General features: G+C 66.0%; 19 protein-coding genes. 8 read left to right on the top strand and 11 right to left on the bottom strand.

From position 1 onward, the window contains the following. Window positions 1–61: 61 nt before the first annotated feature. The 3 genes from CWS39_RS24255 to CWS39_RS24245 all read right to left on the bottom strand — a co-directional run bounded on the left by CWS39_RS24255 (window position 62) and on the right by CWS39_RS24245 (window position 2,971). Complete coding sequence (locus tag CWS39_RS24255; protein WP_102145447.1) at window positions 62–1,237, bottom strand: thiolase family protein; 1,176 nt, start codon at window positions 1,235–1,237, stop codon at window positions 62–64. Window positions 1,238–1,313: 76 nt separating this feature from the next. Continuing rightward, entirely contained in the window at window positions 1,314–2,198 is an 885-nt protein-coding gene (locus tag CWS39_RS24250) for an enoyl-CoA hydratase/isomerase family protein (protein WP_102145446.1), read from the bottom strand. Further along, a complete protein-coding gene (locus tag CWS39_RS24245; protein WP_102145445.1) occupies window positions 2,195–2,971 on the bottom strand; it encodes a FadR/GntR family transcriptional regulator in 777 nt (258 codons plus the stop codon). Before CWS39_RS24245 ends, CWS39_RS24250 begins: the two co-directional genes overlap by 4 nt. 62 nt (window positions 2,972–3,033) lie before the next feature. Here CWS39_RS24245 and CWS39_RS24240 point away from each other — a divergent pair, with 62 nt between their 5' ends. The 6 genes from CWS39_RS24240 to CWS39_RS24215 are packed head-to-tail and all read left to right on the top strand — an operon-like array spanning window position 3,034 to window position 9,981. Further along, window positions 3,034–3,861 carry an enoyl-CoA hydratase/isomerase family protein gene (locus tag CWS39_RS24240; protein ID WP_102145444.1) on the top strand — a complete coding sequence of 276 codons (828 nt, stop codon included), beginning with the start codon at window positions 3,034–3,036 and terminating at the stop codon, window positions 3,859–3,861. Between the two features lie 18 nt (window positions 3,862–3,879). After that, window positions 3,880–4,692 carry an enoyl-CoA hydratase/isomerase family protein gene (locus tag CWS39_RS24235; protein WP_102145443.1) on the top strand — a complete coding sequence of 271 codons (813 nt, stop codon included), beginning with the start codon at window positions 3,880–3,882 and terminating at the stop codon, window positions 4,690–4,692. Further along, window positions 4,689–5,471 carry an enoyl-CoA hydratase/isomerase family protein gene (locus tag CWS39_RS24230; protein WP_102145451.1) on the top strand — a complete coding sequence of 261 codons (783 nt, stop codon included), beginning with the start codon at window positions 4,689–4,691 and terminating at the stop codon, window positions 5,469–5,471. Before CWS39_RS24235 ends, CWS39_RS24230 begins: the two co-directional genes overlap by 4 nt. After that, window positions 5,471–6,946: a class I adenylate-forming enzyme family protein gene (locus tag CWS39_RS24225; protein ID WP_102145442.1), complete on the top strand. Its 1,476-nt coding sequence runs from the start codon at window positions 5,471–5,473 to the stop codon at window positions 6,944–6,946. The genes CWS39_RS24230 and CWS39_RS24225 overlap by 1 nt, the downstream gene beginning before the upstream one ends. After that, window positions 6,936–8,477 carry a class I adenylate-forming enzyme family protein gene (locus tag CWS39_RS24220; RefSeq protein WP_102145441.1) on the top strand — a complete coding sequence of 514 codons (1,542 nt, stop codon included), beginning with the start codon at window positions 6,936–6,938 and terminating at the stop codon, window positions 8,475–8,477. The genes CWS39_RS24225 and CWS39_RS24220 overlap by 11 nt, the downstream gene beginning before the upstream one ends. After that, complete coding sequence (locus CWS39_RS24215) at window positions 8,470–9,981, top strand: class I adenylate-forming enzyme family protein (protein WP_102145440.1); 1,512 nt, start codon at window positions 8,470–8,472, stop codon at window positions 9,979–9,981. Before CWS39_RS24220 ends, CWS39_RS24215 begins: the two co-directional genes overlap by 8 nt. A 58-nt stretch (window positions 9,982–10,039) precedes the next feature. Here the strand turns inward: CWS39_RS24215 and CWS39_RS24210 are convergent, their stop codons facing one another. The 5 genes from CWS39_RS24210 to fabG are packed head-to-tail and all read right to left on the bottom strand — an operon-like array spanning window position 10,040 to window position 15,049. Then, on the bottom strand, window positions 10,040–11,224 hold the full coding sequence (locus CWS39_RS24210) for a CaiB/BaiF CoA transferase family protein (RefSeq protein WP_199178283.1): 1,185 nt from the start codon (window positions 11,222–11,224) through the stop codon (window positions 10,040–10,042). Beyond that, window positions 11,224–11,901: a GntR family transcriptional regulator gene (locus CWS39_RS24205; RefSeq protein WP_102145438.1), complete on the bottom strand. Its 678-nt coding sequence runs from the start codon at window positions 11,899–11,901 to the stop codon at window positions 11,224–11,226. Before CWS39_RS24205 ends, CWS39_RS24210 begins: the two co-directional genes overlap by 1 nt. Before the next feature lie 3 nt (window positions 11,902–11,904). Further along, complete coding sequence (locus CWS39_RS24200) at window positions 11,905–13,098, bottom strand: acyl-CoA dehydrogenase family protein (protein WP_102145437.1); 1,194 nt, start codon at window positions 13,096–13,098, stop codon at window positions 11,905–11,907. Continuing rightward, a complete protein-coding gene (locus CWS39_RS24195; protein WP_102145436.1) occupies window positions 13,098–14,312 on the bottom strand; it encodes an acetyl-CoA C-acetyltransferase in 1,215 nt (404 codons plus the stop codon). The genes CWS39_RS24200 and CWS39_RS24195 overlap by 1 nt, the downstream gene beginning before the upstream one ends. Then, complete coding sequence (gene fabG, locus CWS39_RS24190; RefSeq protein ID WP_199178282.1) at window positions 14,309–15,049, bottom strand: 3-oxoacyl-ACP reductase FabG; 741 nt, start codon at window positions 15,047–15,049, stop codon at window positions 14,309–14,311. The genes CWS39_RS24195 and fabG overlap by 4 nt, the downstream gene beginning before the upstream one ends. Before the next feature lie 179 nt (window positions 15,050–15,228). Here fabG and CWS39_RS24185 point away from each other — a divergent pair, with 179 nt between their 5' ends. Then, a complete protein-coding gene (locus CWS39_RS24185; RefSeq protein ID WP_102145435.1) occupies window positions 15,229–16,392 on the top strand; it encodes an acyl-CoA dehydrogenase family protein in 1,164 nt (387 codons plus the stop codon). Continuing rightward, window positions 16,389–17,210 (top strand): mycofactocin-coupled SDR family oxidoreductase, encoded by an 822-nt coding sequence (locus CWS39_RS24180; protein WP_102145434.1) that lies wholly within the window; start codon window positions 16,389–16,391, stop codon window positions 17,208–17,210. Before CWS39_RS24185 ends, CWS39_RS24180 begins: the two co-directional genes overlap by 4 nt. Here the strand turns inward: CWS39_RS24180 and CWS39_RS24175 are convergent. The 3 genes from CWS39_RS24175 to CWS39_RS24165 form a co-directional block, all read right to left on the bottom strand. Next, on the bottom strand, window positions 17,201–18,097 hold the full coding sequence (locus tag CWS39_RS24175; RefSeq protein ID WP_102145433.1) for an alpha/beta hydrolase: 897 nt from the start codon (window positions 18,095–18,097) through the stop codon (window positions 17,201–17,203). The genes CWS39_RS24180 and CWS39_RS24175 overlap by 10 nt on opposite strands. After that, window positions 18,094–19,416, bottom strand: coding sequence for an NAD(P)-binding domain-containing protein (locus CWS39_RS24170; protein WP_102145432.1), 1,323 nt, complete (start codon window positions 19,414–19,416; stop codon window positions 18,094–18,096). Before CWS39_RS24170 ends, CWS39_RS24175 begins: the two co-directional genes overlap by 4 nt. Before the next feature lie 73 nt (window positions 19,417–19,489). Next, window positions 19,490–19,942 (bottom strand): MaoC family dehydratase, encoded by a 453-nt coding sequence (locus CWS39_RS24165; RefSeq protein ID WP_102145431.1) that lies wholly within the window; start codon window positions 19,940–19,942, stop codon window positions 19,490–19,492.

Here is a 19,942-nt window from a genome sequence, read left to right as displayed (position 1 = left end):
ATCGGCGCGAAACCATTTCGATACAGCCCGTCAGCGCGACCAGCCACGCCGAAATCGCTCGTCAGACCTCGAGAATGACCGCGCCGCCCTGGCCGCCGCCGGCGCACATGGCCGCCACACCGATGCCACCGCCGCGGCGCTGCAACTCGTAAACCAGCGTGGTCACCATGCGCGCACCGGAGGCGGCGATGGGATGGCCGAGGCTGCAACCACTTCCGGAGAAATTGACGAGCTCCTCGTCGATGCCGTACTCGCGGCATGCGGCGATGGGCACGGATGCGAACGCCTCGTTGATCTCCCACAGCGCGACATCCGACGCCTTGAGTCCCGCACGATCGAGAACCTTGCCGATCACCTTCACAGCGCCCAAACCGCAATCGCGCGGCGGCACACCGGCGGACGCCCACGCCTTGACGGTGGCCAGCGTGTTGAGCTTGTCGGCGGCGGCATAATCGGCATCGACCAGCGCCACGGCGGCCGCGGCGTCATTGGTGCCGCTGCTGTTGCCCGCGGTGATCGAAAAGCCTTCGATCTCAGGATGAAGCGGCTTGAGCGCCGCCAGCTTCTCGACGGTGGTGTCGCGTCGCGGGTGTTCGTCGACGCTGAAGTCGACGACGGAGCCGTCGAACTGCTGCACCTTGAGCGGCACGATCTCGTCGACGAATTTGCCTGCGTCGATCGCCGCGATGGCCCGCTGATGTGAGCGCGCCGCCCACGCATCCATCTCTTCGCGGGTGATACCGACGGCCTGCGCGGTGTTCCATCCCACGGTGATCGACATGTCCTTACACGGTGCATCCGGCGTCTCGGGGTGCGTCGGCGGCATCCACCGCTCCTCGAACTTCAGTTCCGGACCGGGGATGCGCCAGTTCACCAGCGGCGTCATCGACAACGACTGCACTCCACCCGCGATCAGCGCACGCTCCATACCGGAGCCGATCTGCGCGGCCGCATTGCCGATCGCGGTGAGGCTGCCCGCGCAGTGCCGATTCACCGACTGGCCGGGCACGTCCTCCATACCGCAGGCGGCGGCCGCGTAGCGGGCGAGATCGCCGCCGCCGTAATGCGATTCGGCGAAGATGATGTCGTCGATGGCGCTGGGATCGATGCCGGAGCGGCGCACGACTTCAGGCAGAACGGTGGTGATCAGCGTTTCCGGCGGGGTATTGACCAGCGTTCCCTTGAACGAACGTCCGATCGCAGTCCGGGCGGCGCCGACGATGACGGGTGTGGGCATGTTCTACAACCTCGGGTAGGCGGGACGTTCGACGTTACAAATTTACCAAATACTGTAGCGCTAACTGTACGCGGGTCTACTGCACCTCTGGCTCGGGGACGTCAAAGTGCTCGTCGCGCAGCCGGAAGGCTTCCTTGGTCCCGTGCTCTGCACGCGTCTTGACGAAGTTGAACTCGCCGGGCGCGAACTGCAGGTTGGTCCCGTAAGCGTGGAAGAGGTAGCTGGCGACTTCCTCGCCCTGGTATGCCTGGCTCTGCTCGACGAGGCGGAACGCCTCCTTGGCGATGACGACCCCGTCGGCCGGCATCTTCGCGGCCTTCTCCGCCCAATAGCGGGCGCGCGCGGGAACCGCTGCGGCGCTGCATGTTTCGGTGAACACACCGAGGTGCTCGACGGCGCCCGCTTCGATGATGTCGCCGGTGAGCAGCAGACGGCGGGCCAGCACCGGGCCGAGCCGGTGAAAGAACATGTGCAGGCTGCCCAGCGCTGGTCCGAGGAAACGGGTCGCCGGCATGCCGATCTTGGTCTCGCGGGCGATCACCGATATGTCGGTCATCAACGCCATCTCGAATCCGCCGCCCAAGGCGTAGCCGCTGATCTCGCCGACCGTGACCTTCGGAAAGCCCATGAAATTGTGGTAGAAGCCGAAGGATTTGCGGTCCACGGCCAGCCGTCGCCGTTGGCTGGGCCGACGCTTCTGGTCTTTTTGGTCGCCCTTGTCGCCATACCAGCCGTATGCGTTGTTCATATCGGCACCGGTGCTGAAGACCCCGTCAGCGCCCCGCAGCAGCACCACCGTGACGTCGTCGTCGTCGGCGACCTCATCCAGACAGTGAGCGATCGCATCGCGCATGGGCGCGTCATACGAATTGCGTTGTTTGGGATTGTTGAACGTGATCGTCGCGATCCGCTTCTCGTGGTCGACGTCGAAGAGCACGCGGTCATCGGTGGACGATGTCATCTGAAAGACTCCTGATGGTTGGTGTTCGAAATCAGCTTGGCCTCAATGGTTTTGTCAGCCCCGACGGCGAGAGTGTTGCGCCGGGCGGCCGCCAGATGTTCTTGCGCCAGCTTGACCGCCCGCGGCGCATTGCCATCGCGGATCGCGTCGAGAAGCCGCTGGTGATCACGTAGGGCGGCGCGCATCGTCTTGTGCGACATGGGGTCACCGTCGTCGGCCCATACCGAGGACTCGTGCGCGGACCAGATCAACTCCAAGGATCCGATCAGCAGGATCATCGGCTCGTTTCCACAGCGCGACACGATGGCTTCGTGAAACCGCCGGGCATTCGACACATACCGCGATTCGTCGTCGAATTGCTCTTCCTGTCTCGTAATTTCGGCCTCGAGGACCGGAACAACCTCGGCCATGCGGTCCTCGCGGGCGGCGCACATTCCCGCGCAGATCGGCTCGAGATGCATCAGCGCCCCACTGACGTCGGCCGGGGTTGCGGCCCGCGCCTGCAACACCATGCTGATCATGTGGGCGGTGCGCTCAGCGGACGGCAGATGCACGACAGCCCCACCCACGTTGCCTCGTCTTACCGAGATCAGGCCGTCGGTTTCGAGGATGTGGATGGCTTCGCGCAGCGCCGGCGGGCTCACGCCGAACTCGGAGAACAAACTCTCCTGAGTCGGCAGCACGTCGCCTTCCTTCAGCCGCCCCGAGAGGATGTCGTCCCGCAACCGCGACGCCACGATTTCGGCCACTCGTGGCTGACGGATCTTCTGCACGTGTTCCCTCGAGACGCTTTCCTTGCTAACTTGTACAGGATAGTAATCGTATTGCCTACTGTATGGCTAACCGTAAATATGTGGAAAGGTCGGGTGCTCAAGTGGGTGCGGTGACGGGCTCTCGCGATGGCGCGGTGCTGCGCATCACCCTCGAACGCCCCTCTGCACGCAATTCGTTGAGCCATCAGATGATCGACTCACTCGTCGGCATCCTCACCGACGCCGCGACCGACGACACCCTGCGCGCCATCTGCATCGCCGGCGCGGGTGAGCACTTCTGCACCGGTGCCGACTGGGTGGCCACCAACAGCGGCGGCCCACGTCCGCGGACGGGCGATCTGGTGCGCCGCATTCCGCAGACCGCCAACCGCGTCATCGAACTGCTCACGTCGATACACCTGCCGGTGGTGTGCAGCGTGCGCGGCTGGGCGGTCGGCCTCGGCTGCAACCTGGCGCTCGCCGCCGACTTCGCCATCGCCGAGGCCGAAGCGACGTTCTGGGAGCCCTTCGTGACACGCGGGTTCAGTCCGGATTCGGGCTCCACGTGGCTGCTGCCCCGGTTGGCCGGCCTGTCACGCGCCAAGCGCATGCTGCTGCTCGGCGAGAAGGTGACCGGCGCCGACGCCGCCGATTGGGGCCTGATTCACCATGCCGTCGACGCGGACGATCTCGAGGCGGCCACCGAGCAGTTGCTGGCGGACCTGGCGGCGGGCCCCACGGTGGCCGTCGGGCTGGCCAAACAAGCCATCCACTACGGCCTTCACGCGACGCTGGCTCAGTCCATGGACCGTGAACTCTACGGCGTCGAACTCTCCTGCCGCACCGCTGATTTCAAAGAAGGACTGGCGGCATTCCGAGAGAAGCGCGCACCGAACTTCGATGGTCGGTAGACCCAGATAAGGAACCCCATGTCTTTACACTCGTTCGACACCATCAAATACGACGTCGACGGTCACAAGGCGACGATCACGCTCAACCGGCCCGACGCGCTCAATGCGCTTAGCCCCCACATGATCACCGAATTGCGCGCCGCCTACGACGAGGCCGAGAACGACGACAACATCTGGCTGATGATCGTCACCGGAACCGGCCGCGCGTTCTGCACCGGTGCGGACGTCAAGGAGATTCCCGAGGACGGGAAGGTGATCTACGAGCGGCCGTATCTGTCCACGTACGACCAGTGGGAGGCGCCGCAGGAAGGCACGCCCCCGTTTCGCCGGATGGCCAAACCCGTGCTGGCGGCGATCAACGGAATCTGCTGCGGCGCAGGCCTGGACTGGGTGACCACCGGTGACATCGTGATCGCCTCGGACAAGGCGACGTTCTTCGACCCGCATGTGTCCATCGGCCTGGTTGCGGCCCGCGAGATGGTGCGGCTGGCGCGGGCGCTTCCGCGGTCGGTCGCGCTGCGGATGGCGCTGATGGGCAAGCACGAGCGGATGAGCGCCGAGCGCGCTTACGAGCTCGGGATGATCACCGAAGTCGTCGAGCACGACCGTCTGCTCGAACGGGCCCACGAGATCGCCGACATCGTGAATTCCAATGCGCCACTGGCGGTCCGCGGAACCCGGCTGACCATCCACAAGACACTGGACCTGCCGTTGCTCGAGGGCGAGATCCTCGCCGAGACGTTTCGCGAGCGGGTGCTGCGGACGGAAGATGCCCTCGAGGGTCCGCGCGCGTTCGTCGAGAAGCGGTCACCGAATTGGCAGTGCCGATGAACTTCGAAACGGTTCTGCTCGATGTCGACGCCACCGACCGGGTTGCCACCATCACGCTGAATCGCCCGGAGCGGCTGAACGCATTCAACCGCACCATGTGTGAGGAGATGGCCGAGGTCTGGCGCATCGTGAAATTCGATGACGCGGTGCATGCGGTGGTATTGCGCGCCGCCGGGGATCGGGCGTTCAGCGCCGGGCTGGACATCAAGTCGTCGTATGGGCAGCCGGACAACGTGTGGAACCACGAGGATCCGGGCGAGAAGCTGAGCCCGAAGTGGCAGAAGATGTGGAAGCCCGTCGTGTGTGCCGTGCAGGGCATGTGCACCGCCGGCGCCTTCTATTTCATCAACGAGGCCGACGTGGTGGTCTGCTCCACCGACGCCACGTTCTTCGACTCGCACGTCACCGCCGGCCTCGTGTGTGCGCTGGAACCGATCGGGTTGATGCGCCGCGTCGGCTTGGGCGAGACATTGCGAATCGCATTGATGGGCAACGATGAACGCGTGAGCGCGGAGACCGCACTGCGGATCGGACTGGTGACCGAAGTGGTCGAACGCGACGCGTTGTGGGCGCGGGCCCATGAGATCGCGGCGGGCATCGCGGCGAAGCCACCATCGGCCACGCAGGGCACGGTCAAAGCCATCTGGGAGTCGCTGGACAAGCCCTACCGCGCAGCGCTCGAGCAGAACCTGATCTATACCAGGCTCGGAAACCCGCTGGGCCAAGCAGAACTCGGCGCGCACGGCAACGGCCCGGCGGCACAACCGCGGATCCGCTGATGACGCACCCGCTCAGTCGTCGCATCGCCGACGTGCTGGACCTCGATCCCGGCGCGCGGGCGATCCAGTTCGACCGGCTGTGGGTGACGTGGGGTCGCCTCAGCGAGTACGCGGATCAGATCTCCTCGCTTGTCTCACAGTGCGGCGACGCTCCCAGCGTCGGAATCATGCTGCGCAACAGGCCCGCTCACGTCGCCGCGCTGCTGGGCGTCCTGGAGGCCGGCGGCACCGTCGTGGTCATCAACCCGTCCCGCGGTGACGACCGGACGCGCGCCGACATCGAATCGCTGCGCCTTCCTGTGATCGTCGGCGAATCGGACGACATCGCAACGCTTGTCACGCCGTCACCGGCGACCGCAGTGGTCACGATCGGTGATCTGGACCGGGCGCCAGAGCTGACTCCCGCCGCCACGCGCAATCCCGACCCGGGTCGTCCCGGCGTCGCGGTGTGGATGCTGACGAGCGGGACCACCGGCCCACCCAAACGGGTGGATTTGACCTATGACATGTTGGCGCACAGTGTGATGGGTGGCGACCCCGCTCAGTCTCCGCGCCCGACCGAACTGCGGCGCGGTGTGGCGATCGTGAATTCCCCACTGGTGCACGTCGGTGGCGTGTTCCGGGTCCTGCTGTGCATCGCCGAGGCCCGCCCATTCGTGCTACTGGAACGATTCGAACTCGACCGGTGGGCCGAAGCGGTTCGCGAACACCGACCGCGCGCAGTGTCGTTGGTGCCCGCCGCGCTGCGCATGGTCCTGCATTCCGACCTCACCCGCGAGGACCTGTCCAGTATCCGCGCGGTCACCTCAGGCACCGCCCCACTGTCGGCGGACGACGCCGACGCGTTCACCGAGAAGTTCGGCATTCCGGTGCTGACGTCCTATGCGGCAACGGAATTCGGTGGCGGCGTTGCGGGCTGGACGCTCGCCGACCACCAGAAGTTCTGGACGTCCAAACGCGGCAGCGTCGGCCGGGCGAATCCGGGTGCCCAGCTGCGGGTCGTCGACGACGACGGCACTCCCCTCGGCCCCGATGAGCCGGGCCTGCTGGAGGTCAAGCCCGCGCAGCTCGGCCCCGACGCCGACTGGATGCACACCACCGACATGGCGCGCATCGACCCCGACGGCTTTCTGTGGATCCTCGGCCGTGCCGACCAGGCGATCATCCGCGGCGGCTTCAAGGTGATGCCCGACGATGTGCGTGCGGCATTGGAGAGCCATCCCGCCGTGGCCGGTGCGGCTGTGGTCGGGCGGCCGGACGCCCGGCTTGGCGAGACACCGGTTGCGATGGTGGAATTGCGCGAGTCCGGGACGGATGTCGCCGAACTGTTGGAATTCCTGCGGACACGGTTGGCGCGCTATGAGATTCCGACCGATATCGTGATCGTCGATGCCATCCCGCGCACTCCGTCCGGCAAGCCCGACCTCGGCGAGGTCCGTCGCCATTTCGTCGCCGAACGCGAGCATGCCCGGTAGCTCTCCGACCGTCGCGGCAACCCTGCGCGAGCAGGCACGCACCCACGGCGACAAACCCTTGCTGGTGTGCGACGCCGATCGGATCAGTCATACCGAGGCCGACTGCGAATCCGCAAAGCTGGCCCGCGGGTTGATCGCGATGGGCGCGGGTAAGGGCACGCATGTCGGGCTGCTGTACCCCAACGGCGCGGCGTTCGTGGTGGGCATGCTGGCCGCCGCCCGGATCGGCGCCGTGGTGGTGCCGTTCACCACCTTTGCCACCGCACCCGAGTTACGCAGGCAGCTCGTGCACGCCGACGTCGAAATTCTCCTCACCGCCAGGACCTTCCGCGCGCACGACTATGCACAGCGTCTGGCAGAGGTGTGCGGTGACTTTCGCCCGGGGACGCGGCTTTTCAACACCGCGGTCCCGCAGCTGCGTCATGTGCTCACCGACGTCGACGCGCTGAGCGGGCTGGGCGAATCAGTGGACCCCAGTCTGCTCTCGGCGTTGGAAGACGACGTCGACGGCTGCGATCCGCTGGCCATCGTGTACACCTCCGGGTCGACCAGCACGCCGAAAGGCGTGGTGCACACCCACGCTGCTCTGCTCGAACACCAGCGCAACCTCAACGAGATCCGCGGGCTGACAGCCCAGGACAAGCTGTTCTGCAATTCACCGTTCTTCTGGATTGGCGGGCTGGCGTTCGGTCTGCTGGCCACGCTCGTCGCCGGCGCCACGCTGGTGTGCTCCAACGCCACGGACGCCGACGAGACGCTGGACCTGCTCGAGGCCGAAAAGCCCACCATCACCAACGGTTTCGTTGCCTCCATCGCGCACCTGGCTGGGCATCCGAGTTTCGCCGACCGCGACCTGACCTCGATGCGACGAGGTAACCTCTATCCGATCATGGCGCCCGAGGCACGACCAGCCGATCCCGAGTTGCGCCACAATATGCTCGGGATGACCGAGGCCGGCAGCGTCGTGCTGATATGTGGCGACGAATCCGATCAGGCCCAACACCGACGCGGCTCGTACGGCAAACCGGCACCAGGCTTCGAGACCAAGGTCATCGACTGTGACACCGACGGCGTCGGGGAACTGTGCATTCGTGGGCCGTATGTGATGCAGGGCTATTACAAGCGCAGTCGCGAGGAATGCTTCGATGCCGAGGGCTGGTTTCATACCGGTGATCTGGTGCGTGTCGACGCCGACGGGTTCTACTATTTCGTAGGCAGACGGGGCTCGATGATCAAGACGGCAGGCGCGAATGTCGCGCCGGCAGAGGTAGAGAGGGCGATCGCCAAGGTCACCGCCGGTACCGTCGCGCATGTCATCGGGTTGCCCGACCGCGAACGCGGGCAGGTGGTGGCCGCGGTGGTGGTCACCGACGATGGATTCGATGAAGCGTCCCTGAGGCAGGCGCTGAGAACTGAACTGTCGGCCTACAAGATTCCCCGGCGGTTCGTCTCCGTCCCGCCCGCCGACGTTCCACTGCTCTCCAGCGGCAAAGTGGACCGTGTCCACCTGGAAAAGCTGTTCGATGTCTGAACTGACCATCGATCGGCTCATCCGGTCCCGCGCAGCGCAAGACCCGGCCAAGCCGATGGTGATCGACCCGCACGCCCGCCTCAGCTACGGTGAACTGGACAGAACCACAAGCGTTTTCGCGTCGGCGTTCGTCGCTGTCGGCATCACCAAGGGCACCCGGGTCGGCCTGATCATGCCCAATGGTGTGCGATGGGTGCAGATCGCGTTGGCACTCACTCGCATCGGCGCGGTGCTGGTGCCGCTGTCCACGCTTCTGGCGCCGCGCGAACTGGTGGCCCAGCTGCGGGTCGCGGCGGTGCAGATGCTGGTGACGGTCGAGGAGTTCCGTGGCCACCGCTATCTCGACGATCTGCGGTCCGAGCTCACCTCCCCCGACGACCTTCCGGCGCTGCGGCAGATCTGGCCTGCCGGAAGCCTTTTGGACACTGCCGTGGAAGAGTCGGCGATGGGCATGGTGGACGCGATGGCTGACACCGTGGCGCCGAGTGATCCGATGGCGATCATGTTCACCTCCGGCAGCAGCGGACCGCCGAAGGGCGTCGTGCACTCCCACGGCAATGCTCTGGCGGCGGTCGGATCCGGCCTTGCCGCCCGCTGCATCGACACCGACACCCGGCTGTATCTGCCGATGCCGTTCTTCTGGGTGGGCGGCTTCGGCGGCGGTCTGCTCTCCGCTCTGCTGGCGGGTGCGACGTTGGTCACCGAACCGGTGCCGGAGCCCGTCAGCACGATCCGCCTGCTGGAGCGTGAACGGGTCACACTGTTCCGTGGCTGGCCCGACCAAGCGGAAGCCCTTGCCCGCCATGCGGAAACGGCGGACCTCTCGGCGTTACGCCCTGGCAGCCTGGAGGCCCTGCTGCCGCCCGAGCTGCGCAGCCAGCCCGGGGCGCGGGCCAAGCTGTTCGGCATGACCGAGGCGTTCGGGCCGTACTGCGGTTACGCCGCCGACACCGACATGCCGGAATCGGCGTGGGGCAGTTGCGGAAAACCTTTCGAAGGCATGGATCTTCGGATCGTCGACCCCGACACCGGTGAACCGGTGCCGCCGGACACCGTGGGCGAGATCCAGATCCGCGGACCGCACGTGATGCGGGGTATCTGCCGCCGCAGCCGCGAGGAGGTGTTCACGCCCGACGGGTATTACCCCACCGGCGATCTCGGGCATCTGGATGCGGACGGGTTCATGTTCTACCACGGCAGGGCCGACGACATGTTCAAGGTCAGCGGCGCGACCGTCTACCCGAGCGAGGTCGAGGAGGCGTTGCGAACCATCGACGGCGTGCGGAATGCGTTTGTCACCAACGTGGGTGGTGACCGGGTGGCCGCCGCGGTGGTGTGCGACACCAAAACCGCCGAGCAACTACACGACAAGGCCCGTGCGCTGTTGAGCTCGTTCAAGGTGCCATCGGTGTGGCTGGTGTTGGACAGCGACGACGCGATTCCACGCGGTTCGACGGGCAAGGTCGACGTGCCCGCACTTCGCGAGTTACTGATGCAATGTTGAGATTGCGCTCAGGGCTGCGTTCTCGTGAATTCCACGACCCTGTGCGCAATCTCAACGACTAAACGATGCCGCGCGCCCTCAACCCCGCGATCTCGTCGGCGCCGTAGCCGATCTCGCCGAGAATCTCATCGGTGTGCTCGCCGAGCTGCGGGGCACGCTGCCGGATCGTGCCCGGCGTGGCCGACAGCCGAAACGGCGTCTCGATGATCGGCACGTCACGCGAGGCGCCAGGAAACGCCACCCGCTGCAAATACCCCATCGCCTGCACATGCGGATCGTCGAGCACATCCTGTGGCGAATGCAATGGCGCCGCCGGCAGTTTGACGGCTTCAAGGCGCTCCAGCACCTCGGCCTTGGTCTTGTCGACGCACCACTGCGCCATGATGTCGTTGAGGACATCGCCGTGTTCCCAGCGCAGGTCGTCGTCGGCGAACCGTGGGTCGTCGAACAGTTCTTCGCGTCCCACCAACCGGCACCAGCGTTTGAACATCGGCTGACCCGCCACCTGCAACAGCACCCAGCCGCCGTCGGACGTCCGGTACAAATCACATGGCGCGACCGAAGTTCCGCGATTGCCCATCCTCGGCTTGTCGACGCCGAGCAGATCACGCTCGATCAGGAAGGCGTTCGACAGCATCATCGCGGTGGGCAATAGCGCGCCCTCGACGTGCTGGCCCTCGCCGGTGCGGTCGCGGTGGTACAGCGCCATCATCACACCGATGGTCAGCGTCAGCGCGGTGCCGAAGTCGGCATAGGGCACCACGGTGCGGATCGGCAGCTCGGGCAGACCCTGTCGGTAGACCGCGCCCGACATCACCTGGCCGGCGCCGTCGAAGCCGATCCGGTCGCTGTACGGACCGCCCTCGCCGTAGGCGGTGGCGCTGGCGAGGATGATCTTCGGGTTGACCGCGCGCAGGGACTCATAATCCAGCCCGCTGGCGCGCATTCCCGCCGCGGGCATGTTTGCGACGACAATGTCGGCCTGCGCCACCAGCTTTCGGGTGATCTCCGCACCCGCTTCGGTGGTGGAGTCCAGCGTCAGCGAGCGCTTGTTGCGGTTGCACTGCAGAAACGTGCCGCCCTCACCGCCGTCGGTGACCGATTGCACCCACCGGTCCTCTCCGCCTTCGCGCTTCTCGACCCGCACCACGTCGGCACCCATATCGGCCAGCAGTGCGCTACACCACGGCGCGGCGATGAAGCGGCCGTAGTCGAGCACCCGGATGCCGTCGAGGACGCCCATCAGCGGTCGCCCTCGACGACGCCCAACCGGCTGAGGTGGTCGATCAGCGGAGTCGCCCCGGCCGCAAGGTGTTCCGACATGGCCTGGCGGGCCTGCTCGGCGTCGCGCTTCGCCAGCGCATCGAGCACCCGCCGATGGTCCTTCATCGACTTCTTCGGCCAGCCGGTGACTGTCGGGAACACCGATTCCGGTGCGTAGCGGGTGATTTGCGACATCAACTGGGCCAGCTTAGGTGAGTCGGCGGCGACGTTGATGGCCTTGTGGAATTCGTGGTTGAGCCGTACGGCCAGGTCGTCGTCGTCGCTGCCGTACGCATCTTCGAGCCGGGCCTGGATCTCCTTGAGCTCACGCAGTTGATCGTCGGTGATGTTGGCCGCGGCGCGGGCGGCGAGCTCGCCGCCGATGTACGCCTGCACGTGGGAGACGTCGCTGATGTCGCGCTCGGTCACCGGCAGCACCACGAAGCCCCGGCGCGGCTGCTGGGCCAGCAGTCCCTCGGCCCGAAGTTCGAACAGCGCCTCACGTACCGGTGTGACGCTGATGCCCAGTTCCGCGGCCAGCTGGTCGAGGCGAATGTACTCGCCCGCGCCATACGTGCCGTCGAAGATCCGCTTGCGAACGAAGCGGGCCACATCTTCGGAAAGCTGCGGGCGCGAAGCGAATTCAGGCGCAGTCATCGGTCAGATCCGGTAGTCCGCGAGCAGCCGCTTGCTGATGATCTGCTTCTGGATCTCGCTGGTGCCCTCACCGATCAACAAGAACGGGGCGTCGCGCATCAGCCGCTCGATCTCGTATTCCTTGGAATAGCCGTAGCCGCCGTGGATCCGGAAGCTCTGCTGGGTCACCTCGGAGCAGAACTCGCTGGCCAGATACTTGGCCATGCCCGCCGCGACATCGTTGCGTTCGCCAGAGTCCTTCAACCGCGCCGCGTTGACCATCATCAGATGCGCGGCCTCGACTTTCGTCGCCATCTCGGCCAATTGGAACGCGATCGCCTGGTGCTCGGCGATCGGCTTGCCGAAAGTATGCCGCTGCTGGGCATACCGCACTGCCAGCTCGAACGCCCGGATGCCGACGCCGCAGGCGCGGGCCGAGACGTTGACGCGGCCGACTTCGATGCCGTCCATCATCTGGAAGAAGCCCTGGCCCGGCGCTTCGCCGAGAATGTCGTCGGCGTTGGCCCGATACCCGTCGAAGATCAGCTCGGTGGTGTCGATGCCCTTGTAGCCGAGCTTGTCGATCTTGCCCGGAATCACTAATCCGGGCGCGACTTCGCCGAAGCCGGTCGGCTTTTCGACGAGGAACGCGGTCAGATTGCTATGCGGTTTCTCGGCGCCTTCGTCGGTGCGCACCAGCGCCGCAACCAGTGTCGAGCTGCCCCCGTTGGTCAGCCACATCTTTTGGCCGTCGATGATGTAAGCGCCGTCGTCCGTACGCGTGGCGCGGGTGCGGATCGCCGCCACGTCGGAACCCAGTTCGGGTTCGGACATGGAGAACGCGCCGCGCGTCTCACCGGTCGCCATCCGCGGCAGGTACCTCTGCTTCTGGGCATCGGTGCCGTGCTGGCGAATCATGTAGGCCACGATGAAGTGGGTGTTGATGACGCCCGAGATGCTCATCCAGCCGCGGGCGAGTTCCTCGACGCACAGGGCATAGGTGAGCAACGATTCGCCGAGACCGCCATACTCCTCGGGAATCATCAGTCCGAACAATCCCATTTCGCGCATCGCGTCCACGATGGCCTGCGGATATGTGTCGGTGCGCTCGAGTTCCTGCGCACTCGGAATGACCTCTTTGTCGACGAATTGCCTTACCGTCGTGACGATCTCGGTCTGAAACTCGGTGAGTCCGAGAGTCTGGGCGAGTCGTGTCATCAGACCACCCTTTCGAATACCGCTGCCAGGCCCTGGCCCCCGCCGATGCACATGGTTTCCAGCCCGTATCGGGCTTCGCGTCGGCGCAATTCACGCGCCAGCGTCGCGAGCATCCGGCCACCGGTGGCGCCGACGGGATGACCGAGCGAGATTCCGGAGCCGTGCACGTTCGTCCGATCGAGATCGGTGGCGGTGAACCGCCACTCGCGCATCACCGCGAGGGCTTGCGCGGCGAAGGCTTCGTTGAGTTCGATCAGGTCGATATCACTCAGGGACAGCCCAGCCTTGGTCAGCGCCGCCTCGGTCGCCGGCACCGGCCCGATTCCCATGACATTGGGCGCGACACCCGCCGAACCCCACGACACCAGTCGGATCAGCGGAGTCAGACCCAGTTCGGCGGCCTTCTTCGGCGTGGTCACCACGCACATCGACGCCGCGTCGTTCTGCCCGCTGGCGTTGCCGGCGGTGACGGTGGCTTCTGGATCATCCTTCAGCAGAACGGGTTTGAGCTTGGCAAGCGATTCCAGCGACGTGTCTGCGCGCGGATGCTCGTCGGTGTCGATCCGCTCCTCCCCCTGTCGGGTCGGCACCGCCACCGGGATGATCTCCTCGGCCAGGATGCCGTCCTTCTGCGCGGCCACCGCGCGTTGATGCGACCGCACCGCGAGCTCGTCCTGCTCTTGACGGGAGATGCCGTATTCGCGGCGCAGGTTCTCCGCGGTCTCGAGCATGCCGCCCGGCACCGGGTAGTGCCGTCCGCCGGCGGTGGTGCGGCCGCGGGCCAGCGCATCATGCACAGTGATACCGGAACGGGCTCCGCCCCACCGCATGTCGGTGGAGTAGAAGACGACATTGCTCATGCTTTCGGCGCCACCCGCGACGACGACGTCGTTGTCGCCGCTCGCGACCTGCAGGCACGCCTGGATCACCGCCTGAAGACCCGACCCGCAGCGGCGATCCACCTGCATACCTGGAACCGTCACGGGCAGACCGGCATCCAATGCGACGACGCGCCCGATCGCCGGGGCCTCACTGCTGGGATAGCAGTGTCCCAGGATGACGTCCTCGACGGCATCGGGCGCCAGGCCCGTCCGCTCCAGCAGGCCCTTCAAAGCGGCGACGCCGAGGTCCACCGCGGTCAGGGACTTGAACATGCCGCCGTACCGGCCGATCGGTGTCCGGACCGGTTCGCAGATGACCGCCTGGCGTGTCACACGTACCTCCCACCGGTGACCTCGACGACCGTTCCGGTGATGTACGAGGACAGATCGCTGGCCAGGAACAGCGCCACCTTGGCGACCTCGTCGGGCTCGCCGGCCCGGCCCATGGGCACCTCAGCGAGCTTCTGGTCCCAAATGTGTTGGGGCATGGCCTCGGTCATCGCCGATCGGATCAATCCCGGTTGGATGGCGTTGACGCGCACGCCGAGGTGCGCGAGCTCCTTGGCCGCGGCCTTCGTCATGCCGACGATGCCGGCCTTGGCCGCCGAGTAATTGGTCTGCCCGACCAGGCCGACCTTGCCCGAGATCGACGACATGTTCACGATCGTGCCGCGCTTGTTCTCCCGCATCACCGCCGCGGCCGACTTCAACCCGTTCCAGGTGCCCTTCAGGTGCACGGCGATGACCTGGTCGAATTGCTCCTCGGTCATCCTGCGCAACGTCGCATCGCGGGTGATACCGGCGTTGTTGACCATGATGTCCAGGCCGCCGAAGCGCTCCACCGCGGCGCTGACGAGCCCGTCGACCTCGTCGAACTTGGTGACGTCGCAGCGGACGGCGATTGCGACGTCGTCACCGCCAAGGCGCTTCGCCGCCGCCTCCGTCGCTTCGAGGTTCACGTCGCCGAGCACCACGCGGGCGCCTTCATCGATGAACCGCTCGGCGATCGCCAAGCCCAATCCCTGCGCACCGCCCGTGACGACCGCCGTCTGACCGGTCAGCAACGACACCTGATCACCACCTTCACTCGAAAGCCGTCGTTGAGATTGCGCCCAGGGGCGTCAACTGCCCGCGATCACAGCCCTGACTGCAATCTCAACGGTGAGGCCGCCACGGGCCCCACACGATCGAACATCATATTTCATATATGATCGCCGCGAACCACCGCCCGGCACAGAGGAGCGCCTCGATGACCACCGCTGACGTCAGCGACGAGGATTTCCAGCAGATCCTGAACCAGACCCGTCACTTCGTCCGCACCGCGGTCGTGCCGCGCGAGTTGGAGATCCTGGCCGAGGACAAGGTCCCCGACGACCTGCGCGACCAGGCCAAGAAAATGGGCCTGTTCGGGTATGCGATCCCCCAGGAGTGGGGCGGGCTGGGCCTGAACCTCGTGCAGGATGTCGAACTGGCGATGGAGTTGGGCTACACCTCGCTGGCGCTGCGGTCGATGTTCGGCACCAACAACGGCATCGCCGGCCAAGTCCTCGTCGGATTCGGCACCGACGAGCAGAAGGCGCGCTGGTTGGAGGGCATCGCCTCGGGCGACGTCGTCGCCTCCTTCGCGCTGACCGAACCCGGCGCCGGCTCGAACCCATCCGGTCTGCGCACGAAAGCCGTTGCCGAAGACGGTGATTGGGTGATCAACGGTGAGAAGCGGTTCATCACCAACGCGCCCGTCGCCGACCTGTTCATCGTCTTCGCGCGCACCCGGCCCGCCGACGACAAGGGCACCGGTATCGCCGTCTTCCTCGTGCCCGCCGATGCACCGGGCGTCGCCGTCGGCCCGAAGGACGCGAAGATGGGTCAGGAAGGCGCATGGACGGCCGACGTCAGCTTCACCGACGTCCGCGTGCCCGCCGCCGCGCTGATCGGCGGCAACGAGGACATCGGCTACCGGGCCGCGATGACGACGTTGGCCCGCGGCCGCGTGCACATCGCCGCGCTGGCCGTCGGCACCGCGCAACGCGCGCTCGACGAATCGGTGCAATACGCGGCGACCGCGACGCAGGGCGGTACGCCGATCGGCAATTTTCAGTTGGTGCAGGCGATGCTCGCCGATCAGCAGACCGGCGTGCTGGCGGGCCGGGCCCTGGTCCGCGACGCGGCCCGCAAGTGGGTCGACGACGAAGACCGCCGGATCGCGCCGTCGGCCGCCAAACTGTTCTGCACCGAAATGGCAGGCAACGTCGCCGATCTCGCGGTGCAGATCCACGGCGGCACCGGCTACATGCGCGAAGTGCCGGTGGAACGGATCTACCGCGACGTCCGATTGCTGCGGCTCTACGAAGGCACCAGCGAGATACAGCGCCTGATCATCGGATCGAATCTCGTCAAGGGGGCGCAGAAGTGAGTGGCCGGCTCGACGGGATGGTCGCCTTCATCACCGGTGCGGCCCGCGGTCAGGGCCGAGCCCACGCCGTGCGGATGGCCAAGGAAGGCGCCGACATCATCGCCGTCGATCTGGCCGGTCCGCTGCCGTCGTGTGTTCCGTACGAGTCGGCGACGCCCGAGGATCTCGCCGAGACGGTGCGTCTGGTCGAGGCCACCGGCCGGCGAATCATCGCGTCCAAAGCCGACATTCGCGACCTCGATGCGCTGAAGGCCGCCGTCGACAATGGTGTCGCGGAGTTCGGCAGGCTCGACATCATCGTCGCCAACGCCGGCATCTCGGTGCCCGAACCGTGGAACGAGATCACGCCCGAATCGTTCCGCGAGGTCATCGACATCAATGTCGTCGGCACCTGGAACACCGTGATGGCCGGCGCCCAGAAGATCATCGACGGCGGCCGCGGCGGGTCGATCATCCTGATCGGATCCGCCGCCGGGTTGAAGATGCAGCCGTTCATGGTGCACTACACGGCGAGCAAGCATGCGGTGACCGGGATGGCCCGCGCGTTCGCCGCGGAGCTGGGCAAGTACAAGATCCGGGTCAACAGCCTTCATCCGGGTGCGGTCAACACACCGATGGGCACCGGCGACATGGTCGCGGCGTTGGGCCGCGCGGAAGAGACCAATCCGGGCCTGATGAAAATGGTCACCCCGTTTCTGCCGGACTACGTGGCCGAACCCGAGGACATCGCCGATGCGGCATGTTGGTTGGCCAGCAACGAATCCCGGATGGTCACCGCGAGCGGCGTTGCGGTGGACCTGGGCTCGACTCAGTTCTGAGCGGCGCCGACGAGCGCGCGGGTCACAAACGCCACCTGATCCGCGGCCACCTTGTCGAACCATTGATGGCCGGGCCAGACGTCGAAGTGGTCGCACGGATAGTGGTGGACCTGAGCCCGGGCGTGCGCCGCGGTCTTGGCGACGGCATCGGCGGGCACATAGCGATCGAAGTCTGCGATCTGAACCAGCACCGGGCACCGCAGTTTCTTCGCCGACGGCGTGGTGCGGATCAGCGCTGCCTCCAGCCCGACGGCCGAATCGATCTCGTTGCGCCACGTCGGTCCCGCCATCGACAGATAGCTCTCATAGGCGCCGTCGAGAGCCAGCGCGCCGGGCTCACCGGGCCGGGCGACCAACGGCATCATGATGGCAGATCTGCCCCTTGCCACCGCAATTCGGCTCTTGACGCCGGTGAGAGTCCACCGCAGCGCCGAGAGCACGTCACGCGACGCGACCGCGGCGCGACCGGCGGCCAGCCCGCTGGTCATCGGGGTCAGCGAGATCACCGCCGCGATGTCGTCGCGTTCTGCGGCCACCCGCAGCGCATGCCCGCCGGAGAACGACGCACCCCACAACACCACCCCGTCGACTCCGGGCAGCCGTTTCGCGGCCGCAACCGCGGCGTGGTAGTCGGCGATCTGGCGCTTGGTCGAAAGGGTCTGGCGCGGTTGGCCTTCCGACGCACCGAAGCCTCGGTAGTCGAACGCCAGCGCATCGATACCCGCCGCGCTGAGCCGTTCGGCGAACGGCGCGAGGCCTGAATCCTTGGTGCCCCCGAACCCGTGCGCCATCACCACGATGGGTCGCGGACCATCGCCGGCGCCGCGGAAATGCCAGGCGCTGCACGACACCCCGGCCGAATCGAAGCTGACCTCGGTGTATGTCACGCGGCCAGGGCCCTTCGCAGCCCCGCCGGCAACTCCCGCTTGCGGATATCGTGCTCGTAGTAGAAGTAGTCCACCTGCTGGGTGTGGCGCGGCCGGTCGGTGCAATGTCCGGTGTGCAGTTGCTGATCGGCGTCGATCACCCGCTCCATCTCGGCCACCGACGGCAACGCGTATCGCCCCACGGCGTACGCGGCGAGCAGGCGCGACTGGCACTCAACGAACGGGAACAGCGTCGGCACCGCCTGCGCGAAGCCGATGAAGACGAGGTTCTCGATGCCGGGTTTGAACATCCGCTTGTAGAGCCGGATGTGGTTGTCCGGGGCGCTGATGAAATCGGGATCGAAGAACGGGAACGTGATGTTGTAGCCCGTGGCGTAGATGATCGTGTCGAACTCGTCGCTGGTGCCGTCCTCGAAATGCACTGTGGCACCGTCGAGTCGGGTGACATTCGGCTTCGGGATCACGTCGCCGGAGCCGAGCCGGAGCGGAAGCTCGACCGACTGGGTGGGATGCGCCTCGAACAGTTTGTGATTGACCGGCGGCAGGCCGTACAGCGTCGGGTCGATACCCATGGCGGGCGCGAGCAACTGAATCATTTTGCGCTGCCAGGACAGTGGCAGATACGGCGTGGTCCGCCACACCGTGTCCCCCGGTCGGCCCGCGATGTACTTGGGCACGATCCATGCACTGGACCGGGTCGACAGTGTCACCTTGTTCTGCAGCGCCTTCGACGACAGCTCGACGGTGATGTCCGCGGCACTGTTCCCGATGCCCACCAGGAGGATCCGTTGGCCCGTCAGGTTCAGCGGTGTCTGCGGATCGACGTAGTGGTGCGAGTGGATCGTCTGGCCCGTGAAGGTGCCTTCGAAGTCGGGCAGCCGCGGGTCCCAGTGGTGGCCGTTGGCGACGACCAGCAGATCGAACTCACGGGTGCGCCCCGCCTGGTCCTCGATCTGCCAGACGCCGTCATCGCCGCGGCGGGCCGCCACGACACCGTTGTTGAACTCGATGTGGTCCAGCAACCCGAAGGCCTGCGCGTAAGCGTCCAGATACACCTTGACGTCGGAGTGGTGCGGAAACGTCGGGAAGTGTTCGGGCATCGGAAAGTCCTTGAAGGACAACCGATGTTTGGACGTGTCGATGTGCAGCGAGCGGTACGCGCTGCTGTGCCCGTTGGGGTTGCCGAATGCCCAGTTGCCGCCGATCCGGTCGGATGCCTCGAAGGTGGTGTACGGCACGCCGTAGTCCTTGAGCATCTTGCCGGCCGTCAGTCCGCTGATGCCTGCACCGATCACCGCAGTCCGCGGATACTGATCCACGCCTGGACCCTAACAACGGCCCCTGACGCCCGTCAATGAATTCTGACAGTTGTCAGACGCGCCCGTGCCGAACTCAGCCGATGAACCGGACGATCGACTCCGCGACGGCGGCGGGCTTCTCCGAACCTTCGATCTCCACCGTGATGTTCAGCGTGGCCTGCACCGCCCCGTCGAGCTCGGTGACATCGGCGATCTCGGCGCGTGCACGCAACTTGGCGCCCACCCGGACCGGCGTGATGAACCGGACTTTGTTGTAGCCGTAGTTGATCGCCATTTTGACGTTGTCGACGGTGTAGAGCTGATGGGTGAAGTGCGGCAGCAGCGAAAGCGTCAGCAGTCCGTGCGCGATGGTGCCGCCGAACGGACCCTTCGCCGCCCGCTCGGGATCGACGTGGATCCACTGGTGGTCGTCGGTGGCGTCGGCGAACAAGTTGACCCGATCCTGGGTGATCTCGAGCCATTCGGTCGGGCCGAGCTGACTGCCCTTCGCCGCGACGAACTCGTCAAGCCCGCTGAACGTTTTCAC

It is taken from the genome of Mycobacterium hubeiense, assembly GCF_002838065.1.
In the GTDB taxonomy this organism is placed as follows: Bacteria; Actinomycetota; Actinomycetes; order Mycobacteriales; family Mycobacteriaceae; genus Mycobacterium; species Mycobacterium hubeiense.
This window is presented reverse-complemented; position numbering and strand designations above follow the sequence as displayed.

Coding starts and splice junctions, on each gene's coding strand:
- CWS39_RS24220 (WP_102145441.1), top strand. CDS start 6,936: ATGCCCGGTAGCTCTCCGACCGTCGCGGCAACCCTGCGCGAGCAGGCA.
- CWS39_RS24255 (WP_102145447.1), bottom strand. CDS start 1,237: ATGCCCACACCCGTCATCGTCGGCGCCGCCCGGACTGCGATCGGACGT.
- CWS39_RS24205 (WP_102145438.1), bottom strand. CDS start 11,901: ATGACTGCGCCTGAATTCGCTTCGCGCCCGCAGCTTTCCGAAGATGTG.
- CWS39_RS24235 (WP_102145443.1), top strand. CDS start 3,880: ATGTCTTTACACTCGTTCGACACCATCAAATACGACGTCGACGGTCAC.
- CWS39_RS24185 (WP_102145435.1), top strand. CDS start 15,229: ATGACCACCGCTGACGTCAGCGACGAGGATTTCCAGCAGATCCTGAAC.
- CWS39_RS24225 (WP_102145442.1), top strand. CDS start 5,471: ATGACGCACCCGCTCAGTCGTCGCATCGCCGACGTGCTGGACCTCGAT.
- CWS39_RS24240 (WP_102145444.1), top strand. CDS start 3,034: ATGGCTAACCGTAAATATGTGGAAAGGTCGGGTGCTCAAGTGGGTGCG.
- CWS39_RS24250 (WP_102145446.1), bottom strand. CDS start 2,198: ATGACATCGTCCACCGATGACCGCGTGCTCTTCGACGTCGACCACGAG.
- CWS39_RS24215 (WP_102145440.1), top strand. CDS start 8,470: ATGTCTGAACTGACCATCGATCGGCTCATCCGGTCCCGCGCAGCGCAA.
- CWS39_RS24210 (WP_199178283.1), bottom strand. CDS start 11,224: ATGGGCGTCCTCGACGGCATCCGGGTGCTCGACTACGGCCGCTTCATC.
- CWS39_RS24200 (WP_102145437.1), bottom strand. CDS start 13,098: ATGACACGACTCGCCCAGACTCTCGGACTCACCGAGTTTCAGACCGAG.
- CWS39_RS24230 (WP_102145451.1), top strand. CDS start 4,689: ATGAACTTCGAAACGGTTCTGCTCGATGTCGACGCCACCGACCGGGTT.